Source organism: Bradyrhizobium sp. 1, assembly GCF_023073315.1.
Classification (GTDB): Bacteria; Pseudomonadota; Alphaproteobacteria; order Rhizobiales; family Xanthobacteraceae; genus Bradyrhizobium.
On record NZ_JADPJH010000002.1, the window covers coordinates 135682 to 148781 of the forward strand.

The window sequence follows — 13100 nt, forward strand, 5'->3', positions numbered from 1 at the left end:
ACGATCATGCGGATTTCGACACGCCCCAGAAGAACGGCAGCGGCCCTTTCTCGATGCCGGAGATGTTCTTGCGCCATGCCGTGTAGCCCAGAAAGAAGCCGGTCGGGGCGTAGACGACGTCATCGAGCGCCGCCTTGTTGAGGCGGCCGATGGCGGCCTTCTCCTCGTCGATGCTCTTGGCCTCGAACCAGGACGTCACTTCCTTTTCGGTGCCGGCGCTGGTGGGCCAGCCGAACCAGGCCTTGTCGCCATTGGCGCGAATGGCGGTGTAGGGCGCCGGATTGATGCAATCCGCACCCGCATGCCAGGTGTGGAACATGTTCCAGCCGCCCTGGCCCGGCGGGGTCTTCGCCGCACGGCGGGAGCCGACGGTGCCCCAGTCGGTCGCGACGAAGTCGACATTCATGCCGAGCTGCTTCAGCAGATCGGCGGTCACGTCGCCCATCGCCTTGGTGATCGGCTGGTCCTGCGCCACCAGGCACGTCACCGGCTGGCCGGAATAGCCGCTCTCGGCGAGCAGCTTCTTGGCGGCATCGAGATCGCGCTTGCCCTTCAGAACCTCGCCACCGACCTCGGTGTAGAGCGGCGTATCGGGCGTGAAGAATCCGGGCAGCGGCTTCCACAGCGAATTGTCGTCGCCGACGAGCGCGCGCATGTAGTCTTCCTGGTTCAGCGCCATCAGCACGGCGCGCCGCGCCCGCACGTCGTTGAAGGGCGGATACAGGAAATTCATCCGGAACGAGCCGATATTGCCGAGGGGATCGCCGATATCGACACTGATGTTCTTGTTCTTCTTCAGGACCGGAACGAGATCGGCGATCGGGTTCTCCCACCAGTCGATCTCGCCATTCTGCAACGCGGCCGCCGCGGTTGCCGGATCCGGCATGATCACCCACTCGACGCGGTCGACCAGGATCTGCTTGCCGCCGGCGAGCCAGGACGATTTCTCCTGCCGCGGCGCATAATCGGCGAATTTCTCGAACACGGCTTTCGCGCCGGGGACCCACTCGCTCTTGGCGAATTTCATCGGGCCGGAGCCGATATATTCCGAGATCTGCTTGAACGGGTCGGTCTGCGCGATGCGCTCCGGCATGATGAAGGCGCAGGGCGAGTTGCCCTTCCCGAGGGCGTAGAGCATCTTCGGGAAAGGCTGCTTCAGCACCCATTTGAAGGTGCGATCGTCGACGGCGGTGAACTCCTGCTGGAGCGCCTTGAGCATCAGCCCCATCGGATCGCGCGCCGACCAGCGCGTCAGGCTCGCGACGACGTCCTTGCTCAGCACCGGCTCGCCATCATGGAATTTGAGTCCCGATCGCAGCTTGAACGTCCAGATCGTGCCGTCGTCGCTCACTTGCTCGGACTCGACCATCTGCCGCTGCGGCTGGAGCGATGAATCGACGCCATAAAGCGTGTCCCAGACCAGCGCGGCGGCGTTGCGCACGACATATTGCGTGCCCCAGATCGGGTCGAAATTGGCAAGGTTGGCCTGTGGCACAAATCGCAGGGTGCGGGCCGCCGCGCCTTGTGCAATCGCAGGAGCCGAGAGGCCACCCGACAATGCCAAGCCGCCGGCGCCAGCCAGTCCCTTCAATACGGTCCTGCGATCCATGAAGTCCTCCCAGTAATGCCGTGATACCGGCCAATCATTGGCCAAAGGCGAGTGAAACAGAGCTCATTGGCCTGCAAATGGTATGCCAGTAAATGGGCCTCCGCCAGCGCGATCTCATCGACTTTTGGACCAAGCCAAGTTGATTTGACCACGGCCTCAGAGGGCGGCCGCGAGTGCAGGCCCGGTCTCGATATGCGGGATCGCCTCGACCAGCTTGCGCGTGTAGTCCGTCTTTGGATTATCGAACAGCGCCCGGCTCTCCCCCTGCTCCACGATGCCGCCGTTGCGCAGCACGATGGTGCGATCGCACAGCATGCGCACCACGTTGAGATCGTGGCTGACGAACAGCAGTGCGATGTCGTTCTCGCGCCTGAGACGATCGAGCAGTTGCAGCACGACCGCCTGCACCGAGACGTCGAGCGCGGCGGTCGGCTCGTCCAGCACCAGCAGCCGCGGCCGGCAGGCGATGGCGCGGGCAATGCCGACGCGGGCCTTCTGCCCGCCGGAGAGCTGATGCGGAAAGCGCGGCAACAGATCCAGCGGCAATCCCACCCGCTCGGCGCACTCTTCCACCCGCTTGCGTAAGCCGTCACCGCCACGCATGCCGTCGAGACGCATCAATGGATGGGCGATGCAATCGAACGCCGTGTAGCGCGGGTTGAGGCTTTCGTTGGGATCCTGGAACACCATCTGGATGTCCTTGCGGAAGCGCGAGCGGTGGAAATCGCGCGCCGCGACATGGCCGATCGACTGTCCGTCGAACACGATATCGCCCTCGCTCGGGTCGATCAGGCGGCAGATCATCCGCGACGTCGTGCTCTTGCCGGATCCGGATTCGCCGACGAGGCCGACGCTTTCGCCGCCGGCGATCGTCATCGAAAAATCTGCGACCGCCGCAGAGCCCTCGTCGAAACGTTTTGCGAGCTTGCGAACTTCCAGCAGCGGCGGCGTACCGTGTGCGGGCGCGGGCCTCGGCTTGCCGACGACGGCCGCGGTGCGCTCCCGCTCCTCTTCCGTCACGAGATCCTCGATCCGGGAGGTTGCGGTGGGCGAAGCCGCGACGAGGCGCCTGGTATAGGCATGCTGCGGCGCGCTGAAGAGTGTCTTCGGGCTTGCCTCCTCGACGATGCGGCCGCGTTCCATCACGGCGATGCGGCGGCAATAGCGCGCTGCGAGCCCAAGATCGTGCGTGATCAAAATCGTCGCCATGCCGCGCGCGGCGGCGATATCCGCGAGCAGGTCCATCACCACCTTCTGGGTGGTGACGTCGAGGCCGGTGGTCGGCTCGTCCGCGATCAGCAGCGCGGGATTGCAGGAGATTGCGATCGCGATCATCACGCGCTGGCACATGCCGCCGGAGAGCTCGTGCGGATAAGCGTTCATCCGCGTTTCGGGATCGCGAATCTGGACGGCGCGCAGCAGTTCCAAAGCCTCGGCGCGCGCGGCGTCCTTCGAGATGCGCTTGTGGGTGAGGATCGCGTCCGCGATCTGCAAACCGATCGCGCGGATCGGATTGAGCGCCGCCCGCGGATTCTGGAAAATCATCGACATCGCGGCGCCCTGGAGATGACGGAGATCGTCTCCCCCAAGCTTCGTCACATCCTGTCCGCGAAACAGGATTTTGCCGCCGGTAACGCGCCCGGCCGCATCCAGCAGCCGTGTCGTTGCAAAGCCGGTAACCGATTTGCCTGAGCCGCTCTCGCCGACGAGGCCGAGCATCTCACCGGCCTGCACCGTCAGCGTCACACCGCGCACGGCCTCGACCAGTCCACGCCGCGTCGAGAACGAGACGTGGAGATTGTCAATCCTGAGCAGGTCCTCGCTCATGTGCGCATGCGCGGGTCGAGAATGTCCCGCATCCCGTCCCCGAGGAGATTGAAGCACAACACGGCCATCATCAGCGCAAGGCCGGGAAAGGCGACCAGCCACCACCGCCCGGTCGAGATGAAGCGCGCGCCCTCCGCGACCATGATGCCCCATTCCGGCGTCGGCGGCTTGACGCCGAGGCCGATGAAGGAAAGACCGGCGGCATTCAGAATAGCCCAGCCGAGATTGAGCGAGATCTGCACCGCCATCGCCGGCAGGATGTTCGGCAGCAGGAAGCGCAGCACCACCGAGAAGTGACTCTCGCCGCAAGCGCGCGCGGCCTCCACCCAGCCGACGTTGCGGCGGACGTTGACCTCGGCCCGCGCGAAGCGGATGTAGAAGGGAAGATTGATGATCGCGGTTGCGATCACGATGTTCTCGATGCGGTTGCCGAGCGCGGCGACCATCGCCATCGCCAGCACGAACAACGGAAACGCCATCATCACGTCGACGAAGCGGCCGACCGCGCGATCGAGCTTGCCGCCCGCATAGCCGCAGAACGCGCCGACGACGGCGCCGATCAGGAAGGAGATGCCGACCGCGGAGATCGCGATTGCAAGATCGAGCCCAGCTGCGACGATGAGGCGGCTGAACACGTCGCGGCCGAGCTGGTCAGTGCCGGCGAGATGAGCCGCGCTCGGCGGCAACAGCGCCTCCGAGACATTGGAGACCACGGGATCGTAAGGAACGATCCAGGGGCCGAAGATCGCAACCAGGACGAACAGGGCGACGCCAGCCGCGGCAACGGCCGTGAGCGGATTGCCTCGCAAAATCCAGACCGAATGACGGAGCGTTGCGCTGGTCATCCGATCGACACCCTGGGATCGGCGATGCCGTAGCAGATGTCGACCACCAGATTGACCACCACGAACAGGCTGGCCATCAGCAGCACGAAACCTTGCACCGGCGCATAGTCGGACGACAGCAGCGCATCGAGCGCGTAGGACGCAACGCCCGGCCAGGAGAACACCTTCTCCACCAGCACATTGGCGCCGAGCATGGTCGAGAACACGATGCCTGCGATAGTGATGACGGGCAGGATCGCGTTCCTCAACGCATAGGTGACCACGACCTTGTGCCAGGACAATCCAACCGAGCGCGCGGTGCGCACGAAATCGCTGCCGAGCGACACCAGCATCGAGGCGCGCGTGATCCGCGCCAGCGGCGCGATCACGAACAGGGCCATGCTCACCGCCGGCAGGATCAGCTGCTTGCAGGCCGCCCACCAGCCCTCAAAATCTCCAGCCAGCAGAAAGTCGATCAGCAGGAAACCAGTACGCTGCGGCGGCACCGACGCGAAGACGTCAATCCGCCCGGTCGGATCAGGCGCGAGCCCGAGCAGATAGTAGAAGACGTAGATCAGCAGCAAGCCTGAGACAAAGGTCGGTACGCAGACGCCAAGCGCGCAGAACAGCCGCACGCCGTGATCGACCGCCGATCCCGGCCGCAGCGCCGCGACCACGCCCAGCGGCACCGCCGCGACCAGCGCGATCAACAGCGCCGTGAAGGTAAGCTCGAGCGAGGCCGGCAGCCGCTCACGCAGATCCTTGAGCACCGGTTGTCCCGTCATCATGGAGCGGCCGAGATTGCCGCGACCGATGTCGGAGAGATAGAACACGAGCTGCTCCGGCACTGACTTGTCGAGCCCCATCTGCTTGCGGATCAGCTCGATCTCCTCCTTGCCGGCATTGGGCCCCGAGGCAAAGAACACCGCGGGGTCGCCGGGCAGCACGCGCATCAAGAGAAAGGTGAAGACCAGCACACCGAACAGCGCCGGCAGCGACGACAAAAGCCGCCTGCCCGCCCGCACCATCGTTGCGCCAAGACCGGTCTTCACCATTCGGAGCTCCCCGCCTTCGACGCTATCACTTGCGGCTGACGTCGCGATAGTCGACCTGGCGGTGGAACTCGTAGGTGTAGCCCTCGACCGACGGCGCCATCACCGCATCCTGGTTCGGCTGCCACAGCATGATCTGCGGCATCAAATCGACGTGCATCGCGTTGAGCTTGCGGCCGGCTTCCTCGTACTTGGCTTTATCCGGCTCGAAGCGGGCTTCCTGCGCGATCGCGGCCAGATCGGGATTGTTGATCGAGCTGTAATTCCAGCGCTGATTGCCGGTGTAGAAATTGCGGTAGAAGTAATCGGTCGAGGGTAGCCAGGCGACGATGCCTTCGGTGTAGAAGGGAAGCTTCTTCTCGTTGATCTGCGTCGACATCTGCGCATCCGGCAGCTTCTGGATATCGACCTTGATGCCGATCTTGCCGAGCGACTCTTTCACCAGCGCAGCCATTGGCTCCGCAGTCGATGACTGGCCGACGTTGAAGCTGAAGGTGGTCGAAAAACCCTCGGGGAGACCGGCGGCCTTGAGATATTCGCGAGCCTTGTCGAGGTCGAGCTTCACCGGCTGCTGGAACGGATAGATGCCGTTCGCCGGTTTTCCATCTGCCCAGGTCGCGCCGAACAGCGGCGAGCCGCGGCCGAACAGGGCGGCCTTGAACATGTCGTCATAGGGCAGCGCGTAAGCGATGGCGCGACGGACGTTGGCGTTATCGAACGGCGGCATCTGGTTGTTCATCGAGACGAAGGTGATCGCATTGTATTGCGGCGTCGAGACCACCTTGAGCTTGCCCTTGGCCTCGAGCGACTGCACGTCGCTGGCCTGGAGATCGACGACGAGGTCGGCATCGCCGCGCTCGACGAGGTTGGCGCGGGTCGCCGGCTCCGGCACCGACTGCACGATCACGCGCTTGAAGAACGCCGGCTTGTTGGCCGTTGCGCGATTCCAGCTCTCGTCCCGCTTGAGAATCACCTGCTCGCCGGGCTTGAACGTCTCGACAATGTAAGCGCCGCTGCCCGCGGTGTGCTCCTTCAGCCATGCTGTCGCCCAGGGATCATCAGCAGTCGCGTGCTCCTTGGCGACCTTCGAGTTGATGATCAAGGGATAGACGGTGGCGAGATTCGGCAGCGCAAGTTTGTCGGGTTTTGGCAGCGTCACCTCGATGGTGAGCGGATCGATGACCTTGAACTGGTCAGCCGACGTGAGCGAACCCGTGAGCAGCTGCGCCTTGCCGAGGATCGGCGCGGTGACGCAGCGATCGAGCGACCATTTCACGTCCTCGGCGGTGACAGGCGAGCCATCCTGGAACTTTGCGTCCTTGCGCAGGCGGAAAGTCAGCTTCAGACCATCAGGGCTGACGTCGTAGGATTCGGCGAGCTCGCCCGTGATCGTGTCGAGATCGAACACCCATTTGCCGTTGAGCTGCTTGCGGCCGAACGCCACCAGCCGGTCATAGGTGCTCATGCTCAGCGCGAAGGACTCGCGGGTCGATCCGGGGATGTTGGGATCGAGTGTGTTGACCGACGAGCCCGTGACATAGCGCAACGTCTCCGCCCGGGTTTGGGCCTGCGAAGGCGCGGCGGCGATGAGCAACAGCGCAGTGGTGGCGAGGACCGAGGCCGCGGGCCTGAAAGACACAAAACGCATTGGTTTTTCCCTGAATTTCGACAAGAACCGCCAGCAAGGCAGGTTAAGAAAGAAGCAAGTTGCGCGCCAGTCTCATGGGGCTTTTTGGGGGACGCTTCGTCGCGGCGGCGCATGGATGATCACCGAAAATCCCCCATTTTTCGCGCAGGCCGCGTGACTACGGCCTGCGGCACGTCATAGGCGCTAAGCGAGGCCCAATGACGCGCGATATCCGCGCGAAACAGCCCGCGCGTCAGGCCATTCACCAGCTTCGGCACGGCCGTCGTCATCGCATTGATCGACGATCCCGACGGACCAAAACTCATGGTGGAGGCGATGGCGAAGAGATGGATGTCCTGGATCCACGGAGTCTCACCCGGCACGCGCTCGGTGAAGGCGTAATCGTCGGCGAGATAGGGAAAGCGGCCGAGCCGCGCGTTGCGCTCGCTTTCGGGCGGCTGGTAGCGGTCGGCCCAGCTCGCGATGTTGGCGGCAAATTTTGAGAGTTCGCCGCGGCCGGCAAAGTTCATATCGATGCCGGTGCCACAGATGACGAAATCCGCGACGACGGCGCCGCGCGGTGTTTGCAATTCAACGCCATCAGCCGTCTGACGCGCGCCTTCAAGCGGAGCGCCTTCGTGCAATGTGAAATTGGCGTGACGCGCGCAGCGATCGTAAGTCGGCTGCGGAAAGCCTTCGCGCATTTCGAGGATGGTGCGCATGAAGCGCCAGCGCCAGGCATCGTCGAGATCGCTGAGATGGCGCAGGAAGCCGCGAAAGGTCAGCCAGCGATAGGGCTGGATCACCTGGATTTTCGCGCGGCGGCACAGCAGGTGGACTTCCGCCGCGCCCGCCTCCAGCGCTGTCGCCGCATTGTCGAAGGCGGAAGCACCGGCGCCGATCACGGCGACGCGCTTGCCGCGGAGATTTTCGAAATCGATATCGTCCGCGACGGTTGCGACCGAGCTCTCTGGCAGAGCGCGCAGCGGCTCCGGAATCATCCAGTCGCCCATGCCCTCCTGCCCTGTCGCCAGCACGATCTTGCGCGCGTAAAGGGTCTCGATGGCATTAGCGCGCTTCACGCGCGCGGCGAGCAGGCCATCGATCGAAGGCGAAATCTCCAAGAGCTCACAGCCGTTGCGCACGGGCAAATCGATCGTGCGGCGCAGCCAGAGCAGATACTCCGCCCAATGCTCGCGTGCGATCAGATTCAGCGTCTGCCAGTTCTCCTTGCCGAAGCGGGCTTCGTGCCACGACTGGTAGGTCAGGCTCGGAATATCGAGGTCCGGCCCCGTATAATCCTTTGGGCTGCGCAGCGTCGGCATGCGGGCGTAGGTGAGCCACGGGCCCTCCTTGCCCTCCTCGGCCTTGTCGAGCAGCAGGATGTTGCTGACGCGGGAACGCAGCAGGCCGAAGCCGATGGCGATGCCGGACTGGCCGGCGCCAACGACAAGCACATCCAGCGCGGGCTTGCCGTCGGTTCCAATCTTCGGTTCGAGCCACGCGGCGCCGGGATGCGCGATCATGGCGAGATCGGCGCGAATATCGGCTTCAAGCTCCGTCAGCGCGTCACTCATGCCGCGAGCCAGCCTCCGTCGACCACCATCACAGTGCCGGTCGTGAACGAGGACGCATCGCTGGCGAGATGCAGCGCGGTCTGCGCGATCTCCTCGGCCTCGCCGAACCGCTTCATGGCGTGGCGATTGCGGGAGGCTTCGCGCACTTCCTCCGAATTGGTATGGCGAGCAAAGCTGCGGCGAAGCATCGGCGTGTCGATCGCGCCGGGTGCGATCGCGTTGACGCGAATGCCGTCGGTGGCGAAATCCACCGCCATCGTTCGCGTCAGACTGACGATGGCGCCCTTGGCGGCGATATAGGCGCTGTTGCCCTTGCCGCCGGCGAGCGCAAGCTGCGATGCCAGCGTGATGATCGAGCCGCTGTTCTGCCGCTGCATCTGAGGCACGGCGGCCCGCGCCCACAGCCAGGTGCCGCCGACATTGGCGCGGAACACGGCGTCCCAGTCTTCCAAGCTCGTCGTCAGCACCGTGCCGCCGCAGGAGAAGCCGGCGGCGGTCATCAGAATGTCGAGACGGCGGTGACGCCCCACGACATCGCTGACAACAGTCTCTGCGAAACCGGCATCGCCGACGTCGCCGACATGCGTCGTTGCCTCCCCCACTAGGCTCAGCGTCTCCTGAAGACCCGCAGCGTCGCGATCGACGAGGACGACACGCGCGCCCTCCTCCACAAACAGTTTTGCACTGGCGCGGCCGATGCCTGAAGCTGCTCCCGTGATGATGGCCGTGCGCCCCTGCAGCCGCATGTCAGATCCACTCCTTGTGCTGCGTCAGCCAGGCGCTCATCGCGGCGGCGGACTCGGCGCAGCCGAACCGCGCGCGCCAGCCGAACTCATCCGCCATCCGCGTCACCGACAGCGGCGCGCGATAGGGTCCATGCAGCTTGATGACGGTCTTCTCGCCGGGCCCCGCGAGCCGGCATTGCAGGCCGGGATTTAATGCCGCAAACGCCTCGCCCCATTGCAGCGCCGGCCATAGCCCGCCGCTGGAGATGTTGTAGAGCCGATGGCGCGGCCGCTCGGCTTCGATCAACATCGCCACGGCTTCAGCCGCATCCGGCGCATAGATCCAGTCCCGTAAGCCCGGTTCAGGCATGACCGCCGCCTCGCCGCGCGCGAACGCGGCCAGAATCTGGAACTGGAGGCTTGGCGTATCGCGTACGAAGCTCGGTCGCTCCCACGGGCCGAATAGGGCGCTCAAGCGCACGCTCAGGAAATCACCGCCAAAGAGTTCGGCATGGCGCGCGACGGAGCGCTCCGAGGTGAACTTGCTGATGGCATAGAACGAGACGGGATCGCAGGCCGTGTCCTCGTCCAAAATCTCGACCCGCGCACCCGCGGCGCCGTAAGCTGATGCTGACGAGAGATTGACGACGCGGCGGACCCCATGGCGGATCGCCGCGAGCAGGATCGGAATTTGCGCCATCACGTTGATCTCGAGAACGCGCGCAGTCGAGGCACGCTCGAGTTCATCGCCGGCGGTGACTGCGGCACCCAGCACGATCGCATCGCAGCCCTCCGCGATGAGAGCCTCGATGGTGTCTGCGTCGGTGATGTCGCCCTGCACGGCTTTGTGCCGCGCGCCGTAATCAGCCAGACATCGCCGCGCGGATGGCGGCAACTCTGCACGGTCATACAGCGTCACGTCGTGCCCGCGCGCGAGCAGCGCCTCCGCAACATTGAGACCGACAAACCCCGTGCCGCCGAAGATGACGATCTTCATCGCGCGCAATCCACCATCACAGCAGTTTTGCTCCAAAATTCCGCTCGGGATCCATGTCGGCCACAAGCCGGCCGGTCGGCTTGGCCGCCTCGCCGCCGCTGCGGGCCAGGAATTTTCCGCTGCCGGCACTCGCGAGACATTTGTCGCCGTCGATGATGACGCGGCCGCGCGACAGCACCTGCAACGGCCAGCCCTTCAGCTTGCGGCCCGCGAACGGCGTGTAGCCGGTGAGATCGTGCATCATCTCGTCGGCGATCACGGTCTCGCGGTTGGGATCCCAGATCGCGATATCGGCGTCCGCTCCGACCGCGATCGAGCCCTTGCGCGGATGCAGATTGTAGATCTTTGCGGGCGCGGTCGACGTCAGCTCGACGAATTTTTCGAGACCCAGCCGCCCCTTCGACACCATCGCGTCGAACAGCAGCGGCAGCCGCAGCTCCAGTCCGGGAAGACCGTTCGCGACCTGCTTGAAGTTCGGGTTGGGCCCGGCGCGCAGCTTGCCGGTTTCGTCGTAGCGATACGGCGCATGGTCCGACGAGATGGTCTGGAGATCGCCAAGCGACAGCGCCTGCCACAGCGCCTCCTGATCGGCATGCGTGCGCGGCGGCGGACTGCACATCCACTTGGCGCCTTCCGCGCCGGGCTTGTCGAGATCGTTTGCGGTGAGGAAGAGGTATTGTGGACAGGTCTCGGCAAACACCTTCAACCCCTGCCCACGCGCGTCCCGGATCACCTTGGCGCCTTCGGCGGTCGAGACATGGAAGATCATGATCGGCTGGTCGATCAGCGCCGCCATACCGATCAGCCGGGTGAAGGCCTCGGCCTCCGATACGCGCGCGTGGCTGACGGCGTGGTATTTCGGCATCGTGTAGCCGCGCGCGAGCAGCCGCTTCACCATCCAGGCGATGATGCCGTGATTTTCGGCATGGGCGCACAACATCGCACCGGACTGGCGCGCAGCGAGCAGGATGTCGAGCAGCGGTTCGTCATCCACCTTGAGCCGGTCATAGGTCATGAAGATCTTGATCGACGCGTGTCCCTGCTTCACCAGCGCGGGAATGTGCTCCTCGACCGTCTCCCTGGTCGCATCCGCAACGATCATGTGAAAGGCGTAATCGATCACGGCGCCCTTCTTGGCGAGCGTGTGATAGTCCTCGACCACCTGCGGCAGCTTCATGCCGACATGCTGCGCGGCGAACGGGATCACCGTGGTGGTGCCGCCGAAAGCAGCTGAGACGGTCGCGCTTTCAAAAGTGTCGGCATTCATGATGCCGGCCGCCGAGAGCTGCTCGATATGGGCGTGGCTGTCGACACCGCCGGGCAGCACCAGCTTGCCGCGCGCATCGATCTCGCGCTTGGCCGCCGGGAGCCCGCGGCCGATCGCCGCGATGGTCTCGCCGGAGATGGCGACATCGGCCTCGAACACATCGCTCGTGGTCGCGACGCGGCCGCCGCGGATGATCAGGTCGTAAACTGGTTCAGTCATGAGGCACTCCGTGATAGCCTAGAGCCAAGTGATCGCCATTTCTGGGGAATACCACCATGGCCCGGCCGCGCATTCTTATCATCAATCCGAACTCCAACCCTGCGGTCACGCAAGGGCTGGAGGAAGCCTTGAAGCCGCTCGGCTTCGAGGGCGGGCCGGAACTCGTCTGCCAGTCGCTGGCCGAGGGTCCGTTCGGCATTGAAAGCCAGGCGGATGTCGACGGCGTTGCGATGCCACTGCGAAAGCTGGTCGAAGGCGACAACAGTTTTGCCGCCTTCGTCATCGCCTGCTACAGCGATCCCGGGCTTCAGGTCTGCCGCGAAGGCACCGAGAGGCCCGTGTTCGGCATCGCCGAGTGCGGCGTGCTGACGGCGCTGGCGCGCGCCGAGACTTTTGGCGTCATTGCCATCGCCCAGCGCTCGATCCCGCGCCACATGCGATACCTGCGCCAGATGGGGCTGACCGATCGCCTCGCCGGCGAACGTCCCCTTAACATGAGCGTTGCGGAAACCGCCTCGGGCGAAGGCACGCTGGCCGAAATGATCGAGGTCGGCCGCGCGCTGCGCGACGAGGACGGCGCCCGCGCCATCGTGATGGGCTGCGCCGGCATGGCGCGGCATCGCCGACCGCTCGAAGACGCGCTCGGCATCGCCGTGATCGACCCGACACAGGCGGCCGTCACCATGGCGCTGGGTACGGTGCAGTTCTCGGCTCACTAGGCGTCCTTCAGCTCTTTGGCGTCCTGGCGCGTGAGCCATTGCGCATGGCTCTCGCGCGACAGCGCAAACGTGTCCCGCTGCGTCGTGTAGAGATTGCCGAACATGCGGCCGATCGGCCGATAGGCGTCGAGATCCACATACATGTTGGCCTCGTCGACCAGACCCTCGCGGGCGTGAACCCGCAAGACCTCACCGACCAGCAATTCGCGATCGGGCGAGAAATTCAGCACGACATGGCGGCGGCATTCGAGCGCGAACGGCGCGGCAGCGAGCCGCGGCACCTTCACATCGACCGAGGGAAGCGTCGCCAGCCCGGTCGCAGTGACCTCGCTGTCGCCGGACGGGAAATCAATCGCGCAGTCGTTCATCGACGCTGACAGCGCCTCGTCGACCATGTGCACCACGAACTCGCCGTCGCGATGGATGTTGCGGGTGGTGTCCTTTGGGCTGCGATCCGGCTTGTGCTGAAGTCCCAGCACGATCAGCGCCGGGCTCTCGGAGAAGACGTTGAAGAAGCTGAACGGCGCGGCGTTCACCGCGCCGTTCTCGTCCAGCGTCGTCACCAGCGCAATCGGTCGCGGCACCACCACGCCGCAGAGCAGCTTGTAGCGGTCGCGCGGGTCCAGCTCGCGCAGGGAGATGCCTTTATCCGCCATC

General features: G+C 64.6%; 11 protein-coding genes. 1 reads left to right on the forward strand and 10 read right to left on the reverse strand.

Annotated features, from left to right (window positions below; genetic code table 11):
* Positions 1-4 precede the first annotated feature (4 nt).
* From IVB29_RS00635 to hydA, 9 genes are all read right to left on the reverse strand, one after another.
* Positions 5-1609 carry an ABC transporter substrate-binding protein gene (locus tag IVB29_RS00635; RefSeq protein ID WP_247501448.1) on the reverse strand — a complete coding sequence of 535 codons (1605 nt, stop codon included), beginning with the start codon at positions 1607-1609 and terminating at the stop codon, positions 5-7.
* A 156-nt stretch (positions 1610-1765) separates the two neighbouring features.
* The gene (locus IVB29_RS00640) at positions 1766-3436 is read right to left on the reverse strand and encodes an ABC transporter ATP-binding protein (protein ID WP_247501449.1); all 1671 of its coding nucleotides are present in this window, start codon (positions 3434-3436) and stop codon (positions 1766-1768) included.
* On the reverse strand, positions 3433-4281 hold the full coding sequence (locus IVB29_RS00645) for an ABC transporter permease (protein ID WP_247501450.1): 849 nt from the start codon (positions 4279-4281) through the stop codon (positions 3433-3435). The genes IVB29_RS00640 and IVB29_RS00645 overlap by 4 nt, the downstream gene beginning before the upstream one ends.
* Complete coding sequence (locus IVB29_RS00650) at positions 4278-5312, reverse strand: ABC transporter permease (RefSeq protein WP_247501777.1); 1035 nt, start codon at positions 5310-5312, stop codon at positions 4278-4280. Before IVB29_RS00650 ends, IVB29_RS00645 begins: the two co-directional genes overlap by 4 nt.
* 28 nt (positions 5313-5340) lie before the next feature.
* Positions 5341-6960: an ABC transporter substrate-binding protein gene (locus tag IVB29_RS00655; protein WP_247501451.1), complete on the reverse strand. Its 1620-nt coding sequence runs from the start codon at positions 6958-6960 to the stop codon at positions 5341-5343.
* 119 nt (positions 6961-7079) lie between these two features.
* A complete protein-coding gene (locus IVB29_RS00660; RefSeq protein ID WP_247501452.1) occupies positions 7080-8516 on the reverse strand; it encodes an NAD(P)/FAD-dependent oxidoreductase in 1437 nt (478 codons plus the stop codon).
* A complete protein-coding gene (locus IVB29_RS00665) occupies positions 8513-9262 on the reverse strand; it encodes an SDR family oxidoreductase (RefSeq protein ID WP_247501453.1) in 750 nt (249 codons plus the stop codon). The genes IVB29_RS00660 and IVB29_RS00665 overlap by 4 nt, the downstream gene beginning before the upstream one ends.
* A gap of 1 nt (position 9263) precedes the next feature.
* A complete protein-coding gene (locus IVB29_RS00670; RefSeq protein ID WP_247501454.1) occupies positions 9264-10238 on the reverse strand; it encodes an NAD(P)-dependent oxidoreductase in 975 nt (324 codons plus the stop codon).
* Between the two features lie 16 nt (positions 10239-10254).
* Positions 10255-11724, reverse strand: coding sequence for a dihydropyrimidinase (gene hydA / locus IVB29_RS00675; protein WP_247501455.1), 1470 nt, complete (start codon positions 11722-11724; stop codon positions 10255-10257).
* Positions 11725-11780: 56 nt separating this feature from the next.
* Here hydA and IVB29_RS00680 point away from each other — a divergent pair, with 56 nt between their 5' ends.
* On the forward strand, positions 11781-12443 hold the full coding sequence (locus IVB29_RS00680; RefSeq protein WP_247501456.1) for an aspartate/glutamate racemase family protein: 663 nt from the start codon (positions 11781-11783) through the stop codon (positions 12441-12443).
* On the opposite strand, the gene IVB29_RS00685 is transcribed toward IVB29_RS00680, so the two are convergent.
* Positions 12440-13099, reverse strand: a complete 660-nt coding sequence (locus IVB29_RS00685; protein ID WP_247501457.1) for a flavin reductase family protein — start codon at positions 13097-13099, stop codon at positions 12440-12442. The two genes, IVB29_RS00680 and IVB29_RS00685, sit on opposite strands and share 4 nt — an antisense overlap.
* Between the last annotated feature and the right edge of the window lies 1 nt (position 13100).